This is a genomic window from Thermaerobacillus caldiproteolyticus, from assembly GCF_013761245.1.
Taxonomy (GTDB): Bacteria; Bacillota; Bacilli; order Bacillales; family Anoxybacillaceae; genus Thermaerobacillus; species Thermaerobacillus caldiproteolyticus.
On sequence record NZ_JACDUT010000006.1, the window covers coordinates 36,794 to 57,448 of the forward strand.

18 protein-coding genes are annotated in these 20,655 nt (G+C 41.3%); 5 read left to right on the forward strand and 13 right to left on the reverse strand.

Annotated features, from left to right (window positions below; translation table 11 throughout):
• Positions 1–139 precede the first annotated feature (139 nt).
• The 3 genes from HNR31_RS10265 (at position 140) to HNR31_RS10275 (ending at position 2,604) form a co-directional block, all read left to right on the forward strand.
• A complete protein-coding gene (locus HNR31_RS10265; protein ID WP_181556161.1) occupies positions 140–799 on the forward strand; it encodes a hypothetical protein in 660 nt (219 codons plus the stop codon).
• A gap of 130 nt (positions 800–929) precedes the next feature.
• Positions 930–1,934 (forward strand): LLM class flavin-dependent oxidoreductase, encoded by a 1,005-nt coding sequence (locus HNR31_RS10270; RefSeq protein ID WP_181556162.1) that lies wholly within the window; start codon positions 930–932, stop codon positions 1,932–1,934.
• Between the two features lie 13 nt (positions 1,935–1,947).
• Positions 1,948–2,604: an MOSC domain-containing protein gene (locus HNR31_RS10275; RefSeq protein ID WP_181556163.1), complete on the forward strand. Its 657-nt coding sequence runs from the start codon at positions 1,948–1,950 to the stop codon at positions 2,602–2,604.
• A 37-nt stretch (positions 2,605–2,641) separates the two neighbouring features.
• Here the strand turns inward: HNR31_RS10275 and HNR31_RS10280 are convergent, their stop codons facing one another.
• From HNR31_RS10280 to HNR31_RS10315, 8 genes are all read right to left on the reverse strand, one after another.
• The gene (locus HNR31_RS10280) at positions 2,642–4,438 is read right to left on the reverse strand and encodes an ABC transporter ATP-binding protein (RefSeq protein ID WP_181556164.1); all 1,797 of its coding nucleotides are present in this window, start codon (positions 4,436–4,438) and stop codon (positions 2,642–2,644) included.
• Positions 4,419–6,158 (reverse strand): ABC transporter ATP-binding protein, encoded by a 1,740-nt coding sequence (locus HNR31_RS10285; RefSeq protein ID WP_181556165.1) that lies wholly within the window; start codon positions 6,156–6,158, stop codon positions 4,419–4,421. The genes HNR31_RS10280 and HNR31_RS10285 overlap by 20 nt, the downstream gene beginning before the upstream one ends.
• A gap of 130 nt (positions 6,159–6,288) precedes the next feature.
• Entirely contained in the window at positions 6,289–6,726 is a 438-nt protein-coding gene (locus tag HNR31_RS10290) for an STAS domain-containing protein (protein WP_181556166.1), read from the reverse strand.
• 6 nt (positions 6,727–6,732) lie between these two features.
• Entirely contained in the window at positions 6,733–7,152 is a 420-nt protein-coding gene (locus HNR31_RS10295; RefSeq protein ID WP_258561054.1) for an ATP-binding protein, read from the reverse strand.
• A gap of 12 nt (positions 7,153–7,164) precedes the next feature.
• Positions 7,165–8,634 carry a SpoIIE family protein phosphatase gene (locus tag HNR31_RS10300; protein ID WP_309505676.1) on the reverse strand — a complete coding sequence of 490 codons (1,470 nt, stop codon included), beginning with the start codon at positions 8,632–8,634 and terminating at the stop codon, positions 7,165–7,167.
• A gap of 283 nt (positions 8,635–8,917) precedes the next feature.
• Positions 8,918–10,006 (reverse strand): GerAB/ArcD/ProY family transporter, encoded by a 1,089-nt coding sequence (locus tag HNR31_RS10305; RefSeq protein WP_181556167.1) that lies wholly within the window; start codon positions 10,004–10,006, stop codon positions 8,918–8,920.
• Positions 10,007–10,022: 16 nt separating this feature from the next.
• Positions 10,023–11,231, reverse strand: coding sequence for a Ger(x)C family spore germination protein (locus HNR31_RS10310; protein ID WP_258561055.1), 1,209 nt, complete (start codon positions 11,229–11,231; stop codon positions 10,023–10,025).
• A gap of 19 nt (positions 11,232–11,250) precedes the next feature.
• On the reverse strand, positions 11,251–12,855 hold the full coding sequence (locus HNR31_RS10315) for a spore germination protein (protein WP_181556168.1): 1,605 nt from the start codon (positions 12,853–12,855) through the stop codon (positions 11,251–11,253).
• Between the two features lie 130 nt (positions 12,856–12,985).
• Between HNR31_RS10315 and HNR31_RS10320 the strand changes: the two genes are divergently transcribed.
• Complete coding sequence (locus HNR31_RS10320) at positions 12,986–13,219, forward strand: hypothetical protein (RefSeq protein WP_181556169.1); 234 nt, start codon at positions 12,986–12,988, stop codon at positions 13,217–13,219.
• A 104-nt stretch (positions 13,220–13,323) separates the two neighbouring features.
• Here HNR31_RS10320 and HNR31_RS10325 read toward each other — a convergent pair whose 3' ends face one another.
• The 5 genes from HNR31_RS10325 to HNR31_RS10345 form a co-directional block, all read right to left on the reverse strand.
• Positions 13,324–15,429 carry a heavy metal translocating P-type ATPase gene (locus HNR31_RS10325; RefSeq protein WP_181556170.1) on the reverse strand — a complete coding sequence of 702 codons (2,106 nt, stop codon included), beginning with the start codon at positions 15,427–15,429 and terminating at the stop codon, positions 13,324–13,326.
• A complete protein-coding gene (locus tag HNR31_RS10330) occupies positions 15,419–15,784 on the reverse strand; it encodes an ArsR/SmtB family transcription factor (RefSeq protein ID WP_181556171.1) in 366 nt (121 codons plus the stop codon). Before HNR31_RS10330 ends, HNR31_RS10325 begins: the two co-directional genes overlap by 11 nt.
• A 140-nt stretch (positions 15,785–15,924) precedes the next feature.
• A complete protein-coding gene (locus HNR31_RS10335; protein ID WP_220129491.1) occupies positions 15,925–17,916 on the reverse strand; it encodes a DUF6449 domain-containing protein in 1,992 nt (663 codons plus the stop codon).
• Positions 17,891–18,790 carry an ABC transporter ATP-binding protein gene (locus HNR31_RS10340; protein ID WP_181556172.1) on the reverse strand — a complete coding sequence of 300 codons (900 nt, stop codon included), beginning with the start codon at positions 18,788–18,790 and terminating at the stop codon, positions 17,891–17,893. The genes HNR31_RS10335 and HNR31_RS10340 overlap by 26 nt, the downstream gene beginning before the upstream one ends.
• Entirely contained in the window at positions 18,783–19,172 is a 390-nt protein-coding gene (locus HNR31_RS10345; protein WP_181556173.1) for a GntR family transcriptional regulator, read from the reverse strand. The genes HNR31_RS10340 and HNR31_RS10345 overlap by 8 nt, the downstream gene beginning before the upstream one ends.
• A 203-nt stretch (positions 19,173–19,375) precedes the next feature.
• Here HNR31_RS10345 and HNR31_RS10350 point away from each other — a divergent pair, with 203 nt between their 5' ends.
• Positions 19,376–20,632 (forward strand): ATP-binding protein, encoded by a 1,257-nt coding sequence (locus HNR31_RS10350; protein WP_181556174.1) that lies wholly within the window; start codon positions 19,376–19,378, stop codon positions 20,630–20,632.
• Positions 20,633–20,655 lie beyond the last annotated feature (23 nt).

Sequence of the window (20,655 nt, forward strand, 5' to 3'; positions counted from 1 at the left end):
GTTCACATCCTTTCATTATTTTCGCTTTATTCATTATAGCAAACCTCACCATATTTAACAAATAATGAGCCTAAACATATTAAGATGTGCCCGCATATGATATGGCACTCTTACTTTTTATTTAAAGGAGTGGAACAACGTGTTAGTCATTTATGTTAATGCAAAAGCAAAGCCGAGCGTATACAAAGGTACTCCTCGCCTTCCGAATGAAACCCATCCGGTTTTTTACTTTCGGCATTCCACAGCAAAAAAACTATTCGAACAACAACAAACTTTCCATAAACAATTATCCTCTTCTGTCGAGCAGCTGTCCGAACAGTTACAAGCTTCTTTTTCCTCTCACGAAGAACAACACCATCATCTTTACGAACAATGGATGAAACAAATCCAACAGGATGAAACACTCAAGCAAGCCATTCTTGATTCGCTCACTGTTCAAGAGATAGCAACGAAAAACTTAGCTCAACAAGTGACGTCACAAGAACAACTGTACCAAGACCTTCTCGCTCGTCTCGAAAGCCAAGAAAAACTATTTCAAACGTTAGCGGAAAAATTAGAGCTTCAAGACGTTTTTCATGAAACGATCATCAAGCGCTTAGACGACCAAGAAGCAGTGAATCATAAAGTAGTGCGGCAACTTGATAATTTGAAAGAAATTGTTTTTGAGCGGTGTTCGTACGTAGTCGAAAAAATTGAAACAGCGGTAAAACAACTATGTTCTTCATTGCTTCGGATTCCTTCAAAAAAACAGGATCGTGAACAACATGAAGAACCGGTGAAGGAGATAGTCCATATGTAGCCCTTCGCTTCAAGTGAAGGGCTGCAGCTTTTAGTAACAGGCAAACCAATGGACATTTTTCCATAAACAGAACATAATAGAGAATAATTGTACTTTGTTTACATGTTTTGAAAAGAAAGGATGTTCTTTCATGGGTCTCACATTAAGTGTCCTTGACCAATCTCCTATTTCAGAGGGAATGACAGCAGAAGAGGCGCTGTTAAACACGGTAAAGCTTGCACAGTTTGTGGAGCAATTAGGGTATGCCCGGTTTTGGGTATCGGAACATCACGATACGAATAGTTTAGCCGGATCTTCTCCAGAAGTGTTGATGGCTCATCTTGGTGCTAAAACGACGCGCATTCGCATCGGTTCAGGCGGCGTTATGCTTCCTCATTATAGCGCCTATAAAGTGGCAGAAAATTTTAAAGTACTAGAGGGGCTTCATCCAGGACGAATTGATTTAGGTGTTGGAAGAGCGCCGGGAGGAATGCCGATTGCCACCCTTGCCCTTCATGATGGAAAGAGAAGGGATGTCGACCGCTATCCCGAACAAATCGATGATTTGCTTGCCTATTTACATAACGACTTGAAAGAAGAACACCCGTTTTACGGGTTGAAGGCGACCCCGAACATCCAAACCTCACCGGATGTATGGCTTCTTGGTTCAAGTGCGTCGAGCGCCCTATTAGCTGCGCAAAAAGGATTACCGTTTGTGTTCGCCCAATTTATTAACGGAGAAGGAGGCGAATATTATACAAAGCTCTATCGTGAGCGCTTTGTTCCATCAAAATATCTTGACAAGCCTCGCAACATGGTCGCGATTTTTGCCATTTGCGCAGAAACCGAGGAAAAAGCGGAACGCATTGCTTCCAGCCTCGATTTGTCACTATTAAGGATTGAACAGGGCATTGTGTCGTTCGGCACACCAAGCCCTGAAACAGCGGCCGCATATCGTTATAGCCCTTTTGAATTAAAGCGAATTCAAGAAAACCGTAAGCGGATGATCGTAGGAACACCGCGGCAAATAAAGGAACAGCTTTTTCGTTTGAGCGAAGCGTACGAAACGGATGAAATCATGCTTGTGACGATTACCTATGATTTTCAAGACAAGTTAACATCGTTTGAATTGATCGCAAAGGAAATATTCGCCTAGGGGGATAGATCAAATGAACCATGTAGTCAAAGTTGTTTCGGTGAATGTCGGAACACCAAAAACAGTGATGATAGATGGAAAGCCGCTCACAACCGGAATTTATAAACAACCGGTTGATGAGCCGCTCACACTAACAAAACTCAATTTCGCCGGAGATGGACAAGCAGATCTTGTGCATCACGGAGGCCCTGATAAAGCGGTTTGCGTATATCCGTCTGAACATCTTTCCGTATGGGAACGTCTGTATCATTGTTCGTTTGCCGCTGGAGCATTCGGAGAAAATCTCACTATTTCCGGATTAACGGAAGAACATGTGTGCATCGGCGACGTATTTGCAGTCGGAACGGCGGTAGTTCAAGTATCTCAACCGCGTCAACCTTGTTTTAAATTGGCAAAACGCCACGGCATCAAAGAGCTCCCTCTCAAAATGCAAGAAACGGGATACACGGGTTTTTATTTTCGTGTCTTGCAAGAAGGGGTCGTCACGCAAGGTGATATATTGAGGCTCGTCAAGCGCAGCAAAACACCCCTATCCGTTCAATATATCAATCGAATCGCCTACATAGAAAAGAGCAATGTCGAAGCGATTCAAACGATTGTAGAAGAACCAGCATTATCCAAAGATTGGCGAGAATGGTTTTCTAACAGATTACATCAACTAAAAAGATAGAAAAAAGACTTGTACGCACACATCGCGTACAAGTCTTTTAGGATATCTCCTCTTTTTTCAAGTAGCTGTGATACAACTCATAATAAAACCCTTTCGCCTCTAAAAGGGACTCGTGAGTTCCTTGTTCAATCAGCTGTCCTTCGTTCAAGACAAGAATGCGATCAGCGTTTTGAATCGTATTTAAGCGATGGGCGATAACAAAACATGTTCGTCCGTTCATCAACCGCCCGAGCGCTTCTTGAATTTTTAATTCTGTCATCGTATCAATGTTGCTTGTTGCCTCATCTAAAATTAAGATAGATGGATTGGCGACCATCGCTCTAGCGATTGCAAGCAGCTGTTTTTGCCCTTGACTAATTCCGCTGCCATCTTGGTTTAAAACGGTATCGTATCCGTTTGGCAACTTCATAATAAACGAATGGGCATTGGCCCATTTCGCCGCTTCTTCTACTTCTTCGTCGCTCGCATTAAGCCGCCCGTAACGAATATTTTCGCGAATTGTTCCTTGAAACAAAAACGTATCCTGCAAGACGAATGCCATATGTTGCCGAAGGCTTGCTCGTTTGATGGATCGGCTATCATGCCCATCAATGAAAATATGGCCGCGATCGGGATCATAAAAACGCGTCAGCAGCTGAATGATCGTTGTTTTCCCTGCACCGGTAGGACCGACGAGCGCTACCGTTTCGCCCGGTGATACAGAAAAGCTTACATCACGAATTGCTTCCTGCTCCTTGTCATACGAAAAAAAGACGTGGCGAAAGGCAATTTCTCCTCTCATCTCAGGCAAGGAAATCGCTTCTGTTTCATCGCGCTCTTCTTTTTCCACGTCTAAAATTTCAAAGACTCGTTCTGCTCCGGCTAAAGCTGATAATAGCGTATTCCATTGGTTAGCCAAATCATTCAACGGCCGCGTAAATTGTCTGGCATATTCAGCAAAAATAACGATGACACCGATGGAAATAATCCCCTTTAAAGCAAGAATTCCTCCGACGCCAGCAATGAGCGCAAAACTTACGTTGTTTAAAACGTTCATAAGTTTCGGGATAAATCCAGAATACGTTTGGGCCCAAAACCCTGACTGTTTTAAGCGCTCATTTTTCGATAAAAATTGGGCAATCATTCTCTTTTCTTGAGAGAACATTTTTACAATTTTTTGACCGGAAATGACTTCTTCGATAAAACCGTTCAATTCTCCTAAATTTTGTTGTTGCTCTTTAAATCGTTTTTGCGTTCGGTTCGTAATCCACTTCATACCCCCGTACATCATCGGAACAATGAGCAATGTCACAAACGTCAATAACGGACTTAACCAAAGCATGACGCATACCGCACCAACGAGGGTAAGCATGCTTGAGACGACTTGAATGACAGTGCTATTAAACGTTTGACTCATGTTTTCAATATCGTTCGTAATGCGACTCATTAACTCACCGTGTTGCCGTTTGTCAAAAAAAGCAATCGGCAATTGATGAAAGTGATAAAACAATTGTTTGCGAATCAAATAGATCGTTCTTTGGGCAATCTGGATCATCCAATAGTTTTGTAAAAACGTAGAAAGCGAAAGAGAAAGGTAAATGAGTACAAGTATCGCTAATACAAAAACAAAACCATCCGTTTGTTTCGTGACGATATATGTATCAATCGCCTTGCCAACGACATAAGGACCGAGAAGACTCAAGCCGGAGCTCATGATAACCATGAACACCACAGCAGCAAAACGCCCTTTTTGGTCGGAAAGAAATGACCATATCCGCCTTAATGTTCCGATACTGTCTTTGGCATGACGCTTTTTTTCTGTGAGCATCATCGCACTATGTCGCGGTCTTAACATCGCCAAGTCCCTTCTTTCCAAACTGTGATTCCACCATTTTGCGATACAGATCGCTAGTTTGTAGTAACTCGTTGTGGCTTCCTTTCGCTAGCAATACTCCATCGTCTAAAAGGAAAATTGTATCAGCCTCCATCGCTGTTTGAATTTTTTGTGTCACGATAAAGGTCGTGCACGTATACGTTTTTAAGGCTTGTAACAATTTACCTTCCGTTTTTAAGTCAAGAGCGCTTGTACTGTCATCAAGCAATAAAATCTTCGGTGTTCCAACAAGAGCTCTGGCGATGGAAAGGCGCTGTTTTTGTCCCCCTGATAAATTGACCCCTTTTTGCCCGATGAGCGTATCATACCCCTTCGGAAATTTCATAATCGTCTCGTGGATTTGCGCGTGTTTTGCTGCTTGGATAATGTCTTCCATCGAGGCATCTTCTTTTCCGAAACGGATGTTATCTTCAATCGTTCCAGAAAATAGTAAGATGTCTTGTGGAACAAAACGAATATAGGTCCGCAAACTTTCTTGTTTCATTTGCCGAACATCGATTCCATCGATAAGCACTCGCCCTTCGATTGCATCGTATAACCGAGGAATGAGCTGCAATAACGACGATTTCCCCGCCCCGGTTGCTCCCAAAATCGCGACCGTTTCATGCGGACGAACAACAAACGAGATATCTTTCAATACGAATGAATGACTGTTCGGGTAGCGAAACGAAACATGATCGAATCGTACTTCTCCTTCTTGAATGTTCGTGTCGTGTGCCCGCTCATCATCGACAATATCCACTTGTGCGGTGAAGACATCGGAAATGCGTTGGGCAGACGCTCTGGCACGGGAAAACGCCATCGTAATAAAGGTAAATATCGATAAAGCCGTTGTAATCCGCGTCGTATAATTCACAACCGCCACTACTTGTCCTGCCGTGGCACTGCCTGTATGGATTTCCATTCTCCCGACAGAAAGAATGACGATGATGGCCATATTCATAACGAACAGTAAAACAGGCGTAATCGTCTCGATGAGGCGTAATACGCTCATCGTCCGCGTCATAAGCGTTTCGTTCGCTTTTGTAAACCGCTCTTGTTCATATGTTCCTCTCATCCATGCTTTAATGAGACGCATGCCTGCCAAATTTTCTCTCATAACGCTATTGACACGATCGAGCGCTTGTTGAACAACGGAAAACCATGCCGCAGCTTTATTCATCATCCAAATGAGAAACACTAAAAGCAGCGGTACGGTAACGACAAAAATAAGCGCAAGTTGAACATGAACGAATAACGACATGACGACGCCAAAAACGACAAGAAGCGGCGCTCGCAGCATTATTCGCAAGCTCATAAACACCATGTTTTGCATTTGTGTTACATCATTGGTCATTCGCGTAATTAACGAAGCGGTTGAAAATTGTTCAAAGTTTGCAAACGAAAACGATTGAATTTTTTCAAATAAATGTTTTCGCAAATCAAACCCATACTGTTGACCGACATGAGCAGCAACGAAAGAGTTAGCGATCCCTGAGGCAAACGCCAAAAGCGACGTCCCCAACATCACTGCGCCCCATGTCCATATGATGTGTAAATTTTTTGATATCACACCATGGTCAATAATTTTTTCCATCAATAGCGGCTGCCACAATTCAACAAACAGCTCAATGAGCATGAATATCCAGGCAACGATCATCCATTTTCGATACGGCTTTAAGTATGATAATACATGTTGCATGTTCACTCCCCCACACTTTTGCTGTAATTTATATTGTACCTCCTAAAGATAGTTTTTTACAATTTTTTGCTATCGGGGGAAGAAAACTTTAGTTCCTGATACAAAAATTAAAGCGGGAGTAATCTTCCCGCTATTTGCTCTCTTCGTTTCCCTGCTTAACCCAAATGTTTAACAGCGCTTCTTGATTAGCAACTAAGTGGCCTTGTTCTACTAAAAATTGATTGACTTCCTGTTCCGTTTTTGCAAATGGAAACAGTTTATGAAATTTAGCAATCATTAAAAGCTTGTTCAATACATCATTATTCGAAAAGACAAATATAAACTTTCTGTTTTTGTCTACTTCTTGTTTTAAAAAATGAATAAAAACCGCAAGGCCGGTACTATCAATAAATGATAACTCACTCACATCAAGAAGAACAAAATCTTTGTTTGTTTTCGATAATAAATCGTATAGCTTTTGTCTGGCAATTTGTTGGGTGCTATACGTTAATTTCCCTTTAAACGAGATTTTTTCATAGATAGCCATAGACGTTGCTTCCATTTCTAGAGTAGATGTCCAACGATTCATTTTGTTTCATCTCCTCATTTTCATCCCAATCGCATGCTCTCCGTTTTCTCGTTGCTCAAACCACATATCATCCATTAATTCTTTGATTAATAAAAGACCTCGACCTGATTCGGCTAGCAATAAATCTTCTAAACTATTGACATGCAATTTCTTATGTTCATGCGCTGGGATACCGTTTGCACGATCAATCACAAGAATCATCAATTCTTCTTCGGTAATACGCATGTAAAGCGAGAAGGTGTTGTTATGATCCTCACCATACAATTGTTTCATCGCTTCGATAGAGTTAATGATGGCTTCATGGATCGATAAAACAAGAGATTCACGTTCGTGAATGGAAAAAAACTGAGCGATGCTTTCAACAAATGCATCACAAAACTCCATCGCTTCAATAGTAGCTGGACATTTGACGGTAATTTCATACATCTTCTGCACCTACTATTTTTCATTAATCGTAATTGAAAGTAAACAAATATCATCCGCTGGACGAGATTGATATAAATGTTTTTCGACAAACAGCTGCAAAAACTGTTGATCTGATAGATGACGATTGTGTTTGACGTAGCCGCGAATTTTTGCCATGCTGTTTAAAATGGACGAGTCTATTTCATCCAAGATACCATCTGTATATAAAAACAATCTCGTGCGTTTATGATAGCGAACGACTCCTTTGTCAAACGGAACGGAGAATGGGCTTCCAATCGCAAGTCCCCCTTTATCGAGTTCCACAATGTTCCCATCGTCCATTAATAAAAGACCAGCAGGATGTCCTGCGTTCGTATATTCAATTTGCTTTGTTTTTGTATCAATGACTAAATAAATCATTGAAAAAAGATAATGCATATCATTCGCTTGGTCCGGAAATAAATTTTGTAGATGTTTCTCTAACTCCGCCGCTACATAAACGGGGTCAATAACTCGAAGAATTAACCCTCTCAATAATGAACGTAAAGACATGCTTACTAAAGAGGCAGAGAGCCCGTGGCCCATGACGTCGATAATAATTACACCATACCGATGACTGTCAATTTGGTAACAAGCATACATATCGCCCGACAAATCTTCTGATGGAATATAAATCGCATCCATTGTGACAACGTTGCTTTGAATGGGGGCCGTTAATACGCTCTGCTGGATTTTTTTCGCTAGCTCCACCTGTTTTTTATATTCAAGCTCCTTTTGCTTCGTTTTAGTAATGTCATTGATCATCACAATATATCCCGTAATAGTTCCATCTGGACGAGCAATGGAGACAATAGAACAAGCAATGTCGATGACAGTTCCGTCTTTTCGTCTAGCGGTACATTCAAGACTGGAAATGTCGCCTTTAGCGATTTGTTGAAGAAATGATGCGATATAATGGGAGTGGCAGCTTAATAATGACAGCAGCGGCTGACCAATCGCTTCTTCTTTTTTCCAGCCAAACAGCTTTTGTGCGGTATCACTCCAATCTTTGACTGTCATATCCTTATGTAGCGTCGTGACCGCCATCGGTGAAGCTTTATAAATCGCTTCCAACATTTGTTTGGGTTCTACGTCGTTCGAGCGTTCTTCCAGATCAGAAAAGCACCACACATAGAGGTCGCTTTTGTCGATGCTGCTTGCTAGCGCATAGACAGTCAACTTGATAAAAAATATCTTTCCGTTCGACTGAACATTACGAATTTCTCCTTCCCAATACCCATTCTCTATTACCGATTCCCAGATGGATTCATAGACAGCAATATAGTGTTCGTTTGAGGTAAGTAGGCGGAACGGTTGGCCAATGAGTTGTTCCTTTGAGTAACCCGTTAATCTTAAAGCACTATCATTGACAGCAACAATCGTTTCATTGTGGTCGGTAATGATAATGCCTTGTGTTGCACAATGACTGCACGTTTTTTCCATCACATGTAAATCCAATTTCACTTGTTTTCAACCCTTTTTGTGATAATATTGGTTAATTTTATTATAAATGATAGATGGACAAAGGGGCTCCATCTTTTTTCATAGGATAAAAGTTTTAACTTGTTGGATATTAATAATTGCTCGTTGCAAACTTACTTACACCGATCCGCATTTGTCAATAACATCGATGATCATCACATGGCACCTCTTTTCTCTTAGAAATTCTCTATTCCCTATTATTTCTAAAATCATATTTATTTTCCTTCTTTTGAATCAAATAAAAGTGACATATATCGTTGACGATTTACATCCGTTGTCGAATCCAAGCAATAGCAAGTAGTAATACTGGAAGAATGATTTGTAACGGCATATGGATATACACAGTTGCAATGTTTACCCCTTCCTTAACATGTTCAGGGAAGTTGCTAGCAACAGCGATAGATAATAATAAAGATGCTAATCCCAGCGGATACACAAGACGATGATGTTCCTTTACATTAAATAAATGAGCAGCGCCAATGACTGCTGCATAAAAAAAGACTCCAATTTTAAAAAATCCTCCAATAATTAAAGCAATCATAAAAAAGACGTCCAATCGCTCCAAAAAATTCGCGACTTGAATTTCGCGAATCGTATTGAGAAGCGGAAACGTCGAACGGGAGACAGCATCAGCTCCAAGCACAGCAACATTCACCGTCATCATAATGGCCAAGTTAATTCCTGATAAAGTCATCGCCGACAATGCAACTATTTTTGTCTTTTTTGGATTATTGATATATGGAAATAGCATCGTAAACACGATGATCTCACCGAATGGAATATATAGTGTTTGATGGAATACGACTTTAAAAACCCTTCTCCACCCCTCTTCAAGAACTGGTTGTAACCGGTGAATATCAATCAATTTTGCTGCAACGACTAATATCATCCCCGATATGGCAAGAACATAGAGAAGCGTAAAAAAGAGTTCTCCGGTTCGGGCTAACACTTCTATCCCTTTATAGACGGCATACATGACCGTCAACATCATAATTGCATTTAGAACAAATAATGGCGTTTCTGGATAGGCAAACGTTAACAACAGTTCTCCAAAATCTCGTAATACTCGTGCAACGAGGTACAAAAAATACAACACATAAACCAACGCGAATATCTTTCCAAAAATCGGTCCTGTGATATCTTGAATATATCCGGTAAGCGGAAGATCAGGGTAATATAGATAAAGACGATAATAAACAAGAAATAACAATAGTCCTATAATCATTCCGATTAAAATGGCTAGCCAAACATCCTGTTTGGCCTCCCCCCCAAGCGGAATGACCATCGTGCTGCCATGTTCAAATAACACGATCAATACAAATAGCTGTCTTGCATTGATTTTCGTTTGTTCCATGGTCTCACCGCCCCTTTTATCTTCCGAACATATACGGCTTATTGCGCAATCCTGTTCGCCGAATAGATGCATCTACACTCACCTTTACCTCTAATTGAGGAAAGTACGTATCGTTCCAGTCTGCTTTTATTTTTTTCCACTCTTGGGGATCGGAACGATGTAATGCTTCTCCAAATCCGAAAATATCGCTTTTTTCTTGTTGAGCTCTCTCGATGGCTTTTATAATTTCTTGGCGGATTTCTTTTTGTATCTTTTTTTCAAGCGCAAAAATTTCTTGGGGATCAGAGAAATCTAAAGGAACGAGTGCTTCACCAATATCTCCTTCTGCTCCAATATGGACAGAAACAACAGGTTTTCCTTTCTTCATGTCGGCACTGACGCTCGTTTTTGCCCTTACGACTTTATACGCGATGGCTTCTTGTTTATGTTTCCAATCTATCGTAATCACGGTTTGTTCGATTTTATCAAGCCCCCATAAGACACCACGTGCCGCTTTTCCAGAGATCCACCCTACTAATTTACCATCTTTCAAAATGGCTAAGTCATCAGCACTCAGCCGTGCATCCGGTTCGGATTCCTGTACGTTTGTTTGTCGCTCTCCTTCTTGTACACCACCGACTAAACGAAATCCACTAATAACAGGCTCTTTCCCCTCTGATGTGAGATCATTAATCACCTCTCCTACGTGGACACTAATATTTTGTCCCCATGTTTTTTCAGTAAATTGTAGTGTTTTTATCATTTGATTGGCGGGGAGCTTGTCAATCGGAGTTAATATTTTTAACATCTCTTCTGCTGTCCGATGTCGTGCAATTACCACAATAGCTGTTGTCCGGAATTGTGGATTTCTCTCCATTGCATCAAACAGAGGGCCAATTCCTTCTTTTGCCATCTCTTCTCCAATCACAATTAAGTTCGTATGAGCATAATAGATCAAGCGTGATATTTTTTGTGACCCTTTTCGGCTCGCTTCGACTAAATTGTCCCCTGTTGCCTTGTACAAAGTAATCGGGACTCCTCCGCTTCCACCCCCACGCTGGGTCGCCCCAGCAACGTTACCGGGATTGACGACTTGAAACGTAGCCATATACCTTCCGTCTTTGGTTTTATCGAGACCAACTGCAATGACAAACGCAAGATCCGTTAATTCCTTTCTGCTCCAGCACCCTGAAAGTACGGTCATACTCATGAAAAGAACAATGAGAAAAAAAGCCTTGCGTTTCAACCTAGGTCACCTTCTTTTATCATTCATTATTCGTTTCGTCAGGTGGTTGCGGGCGTTGGTTTTCTCCTTGACGAATGATATTTGCTTGGTTGATGAGGCGCGGTCGTTCTTTAAATGCCCATGTTGGGACGCGGAAAATCGTATCGCCTGCATTAGCAGGAATAAATGGAGCAAGCGGTGACATATATGGCACTCCGAACGAACGGAGGCTACATAAATGAATGGTCATCAAAAGAAGTCCTATAATAACACCATAAAATCCGAACATAGCGGCAAGAAACATCAACAAAAAACGGATGAGCCGTGCAGAAATTGCAATCGCAAATGATGGTGTCGCGAAGCTAGCAATGGCAGTAATTGATACAATGATGACCATGGCGGAAGATACAATTCCTGCTTCCACCGCTGATTGGCCAATGACAAGCGCGCCAACAATCGATACCGCTTGTCCGACAGCGCGCGGGAGACGCACTCCTGCCTCCCGTAAAATTTCAAACGTGACTTCCATTATCAATGCTTCCACAAAAGCGGGAAACGGCACAGCTTCGCGCTGAGCCGCAATCGCAATGACAAGCGGAGTAGGGATCATTTCTTGGTGAAATGTCGTCGCTGAGATATACACAGCGGGAGCGACAAGCGAGATAAAGAAAATTAATACGCGCAAAAAGCGAAGTGCTGTAGCAATATCGAAGCGGGCATAGTAATCTTCGACCGCCTGAAAAAATTGAATAAATACCGCTGGCGCCAATAATACGAACGGAGTCCCATCCACTATCACTGCGACTCTTCCCTCAACAAGATTGGCGGCCACAACGTCTGGTCGTTCCGTATGATACGTAGTTGGGAACAGAGTAAACGTTTGATCTTCGATTAATTGTTCAATATATCCTGACTCAAACACGCTATCAATATGAATGCTTCGTAATCTCTTTTTTACTTCCTCAACAATTTCATCATTCGCAATTCCTTTTATATACATAATTCCGACATCGGTTTGTGTCACTTCACCGATTTTCATCGTTTCAAGCCATAAGTTCGGATTTTTAATGCGACGGCGGATCATCGCCGTATTCGTACGAAGCGACTCCGTAAATCCCTCACGTGGACCGCGAATGGCCAGTTGTGTACTCGGCTCTTCAATAGAGCGATACTCCCCTCCTTTTGTACTGGCACTTAACGCAGTAGGAATACCGTCGATAAAAATAATCGTTTGACCAGATAATAACGATGAAAATACATCAAACCATTGTTGAACGTGCTTGACTCCACCGACAGCCGCCAATTTTTGCTCGATGAATAAAAACAGATCCTTTGGTGAAAAAGAGGAAGGAATATTCACCGTCATTAGTGACTCGAGTAAAAAATTGTAAATAATCTTCTCATCAACAAGTCCATCTGTAAAAACGATCGCAGCATGAATAGGGTTCTCTTCACCGATCGTAAACCGACGAATGACAATATCAGAACTATTTCCAGTCGTTCGTTGAACAATATCAATGTTGACATTCACGATGGTGTCGAGGCTCCCGTTGGGAACATCTTTTGCTTGGCCACTTTGTTCTTGTTCTTTCGTTGTCGCAGAATTAGCTGGCTGCTTTTTTCGTAGTCCCCACTGAAATAACATCACTATCCCCCATTCTTCTTAATTTATTCGCCATTATGGACAAATGACGAAGAAGTTATACAAACATGAATGAGGGAACTTCGTAAAACAGAAACTAGAAAAAATCGTAGTTTGCCAAAGGTGTGGTAACATGAAATTGCTTGGGGTTTCTTTGCTTATTGGAGGATTGTTAATGGGGGTTATCATTGGGATCGATATATTATTAATGGGGTTTAAGCTACAGCAATCGCTCCATAATGTCATCAATCCTTTCCGAGTGATGGAAACGCCTGAATTGTTTATTTTATTTTCATTTTTACTATTATGGGTGCTTAATGTCCTAGTTACGTTGTTTCGCCAAAGACAAAAGAAAAAACAAACATAAAAACAGTCTCTTGTCCGAGTTGCTTTTTTGACAAGAGACTGTTTTTGTGAATCGCATCTCTATATATTTGCTTATGGAGGTTGGGAGTATTGCTTCTGCTTTTCTTATTGTAACCGGACAAGTCGCAATGAGTTAAGAAGCACGAGTAGCGTAGCTCCCATATCCGCAAAAATCGCCATCCATAAGGTGAGCCACCCTGGAATGATGAGAAGTAAAGCAAACAGCTTTAGCGCTAAGGCAAATGTAATATTTTCTTTAATGATTCGCAACGTTTTTCGGCTTAAACGAATAGCATAAGGCAATTGACGAAGGTCATCAGCCATTAATACGACATCGGCTGTTTCCAAAGCCACATCGGTCCCAGCTTTCCCCATCGCAATGCCCACTGTCGCTGCCGCCAGTGCTGGAGCATCGTTAATTCCATCTCCGACCATTGCAACGCAGTTCAGTTCGTTTCTTATTTCCTTGATCACTGTCAATTTCTCTTCTGGAAGCAGCTCCGCTTTGACGTCTGTTAACCCTAGAGATTCTCCGATTGCTTTGGCGGTAGCGGCATTATCACCTGTTAACATGACCGTTTTTTCAATGCCAAGCTTTCGCAATGTCTTGATCACGGAAGCAGCGCTGCTGCGCACTTGGTCAGAAATAGCGATTAAGCCAAGCAATTTCTCCTCATTCCCTAGCAAGATGACCGTTTTCCCTTCTTGTTGGAGCTTTTGGATTTCTTCGTGAGCTTCTGCTGGGACAAGATGGTCGGAAAAGACAGATGGTTTCCCAATCATATACATTGTTCCATGAATGCATGCTGCTGCTCCTTTTCCTGTCATGGAGCGGAAATCGGTCACATGTAAGCGGTCAAGAGAGAGATTTTGCTGTTGTGCTTTCCGCAAAATAGCTGAAGCAAGCGGATGTTGTGAATGTTTTTCAATTGCGGCAGCCATTTCTAGCAATTCCTTTTCGCTTGTGGAACCAAATAAACGAATGTCCGTGACTTCCGGCATCCCTTTCGTTAACGTGCCTGTTTTATCAAAAGCCATCGCAGCAAGCCGCCCCATTTCCTCTAAATAAATACCGCCTTTGATTAACACTCCTTGCCGTGCCGCTTGGCCGATCGCGGTCACGATCGCTACCGGGGTACTAATGACAAGGGCGCACGGACAACCGACGACTAATACAGTTAAACCACGGTAAATCCATCTTTGCCACTCTCCGGCTAACCATAACGGTGGAATGACCGCAACAAGAAAAGCAATGACCATAATGGCCGGCGTGTAATACCGGGCAAAGCGATCAACAAATTGTTGGGATGGAGCGCGTTCTGCTTGCGCTTCTTCGACAAGATGAATGATTTTAGCAATCGTCGAATCTTCGACGCGCTTAGTAACGCGCACTTCTAATGCTCCTTCTTCATTCAGCGCTCCCGCGTACACTTCGTCCCCAACCGTTTTATAAACAGGTATGGACTCTCCTGTAATCGCAGCTTCATTGACGGACGATTCTCCTCGAATGACGATCCCGTCCATCGCAATTTTTTGCCCCGGTTTTATAACGATCGTATCACCGATTTGCAAATCATCAACATTCACTTCGTATTCCCGTCCGCCTCGACGAACGATGGCTTTTTTCGGTGCGATTTCCATTAAACGATGAATCGAACGACGCGCTTTATCCATTGAGTACCGCTCTAACGCTTCACTGATAGCGAATAGAAAAACAACCACCGCTCCTTCTTGCCATTCTCCGATCAGCGCTGCACCGATAATAGCAATCGTCATTAATGTTTTCATATCAAATTGAAAGCGGAAAAAATGTGCAATGCCCGTTTTAAACAAATCGTAACCGCCAATGAGGATACTAATGGCAAATAATCCGATGGTCACAACACTTTTTTCACCAACGGAAATGGAAGCAATATAGCCAAATAAAAGGAAGAAAGCCGATATCATCGCTAATAGATTCGCTCGTTTTCGCCAAAACGGAACGGAAGGAGTTTCTTTTTGTTCTTTCTCCGGTATGACTTTTATACGATCAAAAGCTCCCGCTTGTTCAAGCTGTTCAATTGTGGCACTTCCCATCACAGTTAATTTTGCAGCGCCAAAATTTACTTGTGCGTCTTTGACCGTATCAATCATTTTGACATTTTTCTCGAATTGTGCCGCGCAGTTGGCGCATGAAAGACCTTGAAGGCGGTATACCTGTTTATTCTCCATCGTTTTTCTCCCCTTCTTTTACATGGACAAGGGCAATCGAAACTAGCTGGTAAACATGCTCGTCTTGCAAAGAATAAAACACAAGTTTTCCTTCTTTCCGATATTTCGCTAAGCCGATATCGCGAAGAAAACGTAAATGATGAGAAGCAGTCGCGACCGTAGAACCGATAATATTCGCGACATCACAAACACATAACTCTTCTTCTAGCGTCAGCGCATAGACAATTTTTAGCCGCGTCGCATCTGATAATGCCTTAAATAATTGTTCCACTCCTTGAATGTCATCCATTCGCTGTTTGAGCGCATTCACTTTCTCTTCATCAAAACAAAAAACTTCGCACATATCTTGAACCATAATTTCACCTTCAATATTCAAACATTCATTTGAATATATTATGTGCAATTATAAAAAATGTGTCAATTCATTCAAATATTCATTTGAATAATAGGTAAAAAAACGAGGCTAACGTAGCATCGTTAACCTCGTTTGTGGGTTTATTGCAATTGTTCACGAATAAATGATGGAACGTTTTTTTCGTCAAAGCCGCCCAATTGCGGATCAGAACCGTCAGAACGATAAAATATAATGATATACAAATGCCGCTCATCAAGTGGCGATGACGATTGGCGCAAGCATTCATCGATTTTCCTCTTATCGGTGATGCGTACAACATCAGTTCTTGCTGATAATCGTTGTATGAAGCGGGGATCAGCAGTTAACGGTTTCCCTTCGATATTTTTATTTTTCACGACAATCGCGTAATCGACATCCTCTGCAGTTAGTCTTGCTTTGGAAAGCAATCTTTGCTGTTTCAACCATTGTTCAACGTTCATATATGACTTTTTCCATGTCACGTGAAGAATATCGCCATCGCTTTGTAATAACTCGATATCGCCCCATACGCCGACATTACCAAGCATCGAATCGACCGATTCATTTTGCAAATCCGCTTTCAGCGCGGTTAAAAATGATTCGACTTGTTTCGGCTCGGTTAACACGACCGTTTCTTCTCCCGAATCCGCCTTACGCATTGTCACTTGTCGAACAGGCGAAACCCCTTTGTCACGAAGAAGAAAATAGTAGTTTTTCTTATACTCTTTCGATTCCATGATCGGGCGATAAAATGATTTATATTGTTCTACCGGAACTTCATACGAGCGAATCATGCGATCTCCGTTTTTGAGAATATAGCCAATGACAACGTATCTCGTTTCTGTAGACCGGGAGGAAGGCATCGGTTGATCTTCGATGAGCTGCTGATGGAACAAGTAGACGTTTTTGATATTCTCTTTTTCTTTTAAAAATTGACTTACTTGTTCTAGTTGGATGTAAGGCACGTATTCGCTTTTCTTATCGATAAAATCATAAACAGAATCGCCAAAATACACTTGCTCAATTTCTCCTAACTCCGGAATTCGTTTTTCGTATCCTGTAATATCGAAATGAAGCAAAGTACCAACGATCAGCATCGCTACGAAAAAATAGAGATAACCTTTCCACTTATCAAACACGCGCCATGTTTTTTCAATAATCATTTCTGCGACAAAAAAGCCAACGATCGAAAACGTCATATATCCGAATATAATCCAGCCGAATTGTTGCTGTGTTTCCCCGAAATAAAAACCGCCGACAAGCATTGTACAAAACGCTACTCCATATTTAAATACCGGACGCAATACAGGGAAAGCAAGCGCTTGGCTTGCTGCTTCACTATGACGTTTTTGATATAGCCATAAAGACAGCACGTAACAAACGATGATCAGAAAGAGATAAACGAACGTTTCGATGAAGGCAAATGGTTCTGCGCCGAGCCGCATAAATCGGAAAAACGGAATGATATGTTCGAGATCTCGATTCAAATAATAATCAGCGGCAAACCCAGTGAGCAAATATGTCATGTTCATGAGCAAAAGAACGGAAATTCCCGCAGGAAAAAGAAGCAAAATATATGTAAGCCCTCCTTGCAGCACCGACATCCCTGTCATCATGCCGATCCATACGGCGACAAAAAAGACGAACAGCTCCATCAGGCACATTTCTCCTGCCCATTGGAAAATATCAGTGGCGGAAAACAACACGTCAATCCCTAGTGTATAATAAAGAATAAGAGTAATAAGGGCAGTGACGACCACCGGGATGACTAACAGAAATGCTCCTAATGCCGTATGTTGATAAAATAACGCTTTCCGTCGAATTGGTAAACTATGCATAAAATCGGCAGAACTTTTCACCTGCATATAACGAAATAAAAAGATCGCTAACAACACCGGGAAAGTAAACACAACCACCGCTTGGAAAGAGCCTGATATTTCAAAAAGATTATTCCAAAGAGGTGCGTCATTTTGCTCTCTTCTTGTGTACAACATAATGAGTTGAAGCGGAACAGCTGCCAATAAAACGAGCAAATGAACAAGTCCAATCCATCCAACATGGCGGAGATTTTGAACGGTGATACCGCGATTAAACGATAATGTTTTCGAAAGCATAGCCGACATCCCCCATTTCATAAATAAAAATTTCCTCTAACGTCAGTGGGAGCACATCAAAGATGACTGGTTCAAACTTGTTAATATACGATATAATCTGTTCTTTGTTTCCACGCACAATGCATAAAAGCACACTTCCACGCTGTTCTTGATAAACGATCTCTAGGCCGTTAAGAATCCGAGCAGGAATGCCTCCGTGAAATGCCACTTGAATTTTATGAACATCAGCCTTTAAATCATCTAATTCTTTTTCGATAAGAAGCTCTCCTTGATGTAAAATGCCAATATGGTCGCAAAGGTCTTCAACCTCTCGCAAATTATGGGATGAAATTACCACTGTCATTTCACGTTCAGCTACATCTTGGACAAGCAAGTTTTTTACTTTTTGTCGCATGACTGCATCTAACCCGTCTAACGGCTCATCGAGAATCAATACATCAGGCATGACGGAAAAGGCGAGCCAAAATGCCGCTTGTCGCTGCATTCCTTTCGACATACGATGAATTTTTTTATGAAGATCAAGAGGAAATACGTCTTGTAACCGCGCAAACCGTTCTTCGCTCCATGATGGATATATACTTTTATAAAAGTCCGCCATTTGTCGAATTGTGGCATGTGGAAAAAAGTAAAGAGCATCTGGTAAAAATAAAACTCTTTTTTTAATGTTTGGATTTTCGAACACCGGCTCTCGACTAATCTTGACTGTTCCACGGTCAGGCCGATAAATGCCGGCAATCATTTTCAATAACGTCGTTTTTCCAGCACCGTTAGAACCAAGCAAGCCATAAATCGATCCTTTTTGTATATGCATATTAATCCCTTTTATGGCTTCAAGATCATCAAATTCTTTCCCGATGTTAATGATTTCAATCATGTTTTATGCCTCCTTTCACCGATTGTTCGGCCAGCTCGATCAAGGACAAAATATCTTCTTTGCTCATCCCTAAATATAACGCTTCAGAAATGAGACGAAGTAATTCATTCCGCATTGTTTCCACCTTCTCCCTCGTCATTGTTTTCGCTTGAGGAGCAACGAAATGCCCCTTCCCCGGGATGGAATAAATATAACCTTGATGCTCGAGTTCGCGGTATGCCTTTTGAATGGTGTTGGGGTTAATCGTTAATTCTTTTGCCAGCCAACGAACAGATGGGAGTTGTTCGTCAGATTTCCATACTTCGTGAATAATAAGCTCTTTCACTTTTTCAACCAGCTGCTCGTAAATGGGTTGTCGGCTTCGAAGATCAAGTTCGAACATGTCCCTCCTCCTTTCATGATGTATCATGCGTACTAACTGTATTATTTAATATATTACAGTTATAATCATAAAAGAAATTGGTAATGATAGCAACTCTCTTTTTGCAGCAATGTCTGTTTCCTTAATAAAAAAGCTATTTTTTTCAAACGCATTCTTTCCGTATAATAATATAGTGTTGAATTTTCGTAGATGGGAGATATTATATGGGGGCTTATATAAATCAACATGTATTAAACAATTTGTTTTATATTTTAGTGAGCGTATTTGTTTTTTACTTTATTTATGATCACGGGGAGATATTTAAAAAGAGAAAATCATACAGAAATGCTCTCCTTACCATTTGCATGGGATTTCCGTTAATTTTATGCATGAAATTTCCCATTTACATTGATGAGCATTGCATTCATGATTTGCGACAAATTCCTTTTCTTCTAGGCACACTGTATGGTGGTGGAATCGTCGGCTTTATTTTGCTGCTGATTTTGCTAGCTGCCCGCTTTCTGATTTACGGGTTTGAGCATCTTACTGCGATAGTGTATATGACCATGTTTGGCGTCACGGCTCTCATTTCGCCAACATTTAAGACATTAAAACGCCCAAACAAGCTCTCTATGTCGGTTTGGTTAACCTTTCTTCTGGCGATTCTTACCACGTTTCTTGCCATCATCATCGCTCATTTTCCAGTAACGGATTCTTATATTGTTTATTTCATCTTGCTTCCTCCGATTGGGATGCTATTTGTTGTGTATATTATGGAAACATTAAAAGAAGCGATTATGATGCGCTCAAAACTAGTAAAAGTCGAGAAAATGGAAGTGGTTAGTCAACTTGCGGCCAGCATTTCACACGAAATTCGCAATCCATTAACCGTTGTAAAAGGATTTATTCAATTATTAAAAACCCCTTCTCTTCCACAAGATACAAAAGATCGTTACATTCAAATTGCTTTAGACGAAATTAATCGAGCGGAAGAAATTATTAACGATTATTTAACCTTTGCCAAACCAACATCGAACAAGGTGGAACATCTCATGGTAGATATGGAATTGCGAAGGGTCGTTCAGATGTTAGCACCAATGGCTCATATGAACTCGATTGAAATTGTTGAGGAACTGCAGCCCGGTATGATTGTTGGAAATATTCAGTACTTTCAACAATGTTTTTTGAATTTGATAAAAAACAGCATCGAAGCCATGCCAAACGGAGGAACATTAACGATTTCATCCCGCTTGCATGGGAATCATGTCATCATTGCCATTAAAGATACAGGAGTGGGAATGACAGCGGAACAAGTGAGCCGTTTTGGTGAGCCATACTTTAGTACAAAAGAAAAGGGAACCGGTCTTGGAACAATGGTAGCTGTAAAGATGATTCAAACGATGCAGGGAACGTTGCATATTCAAAGCGAGGTAAATAAAGGAACTACGTTAACGATTACGTTTCCTAAGGCTACGAACTAATCATGAGAAAAAGAGGGATGTAT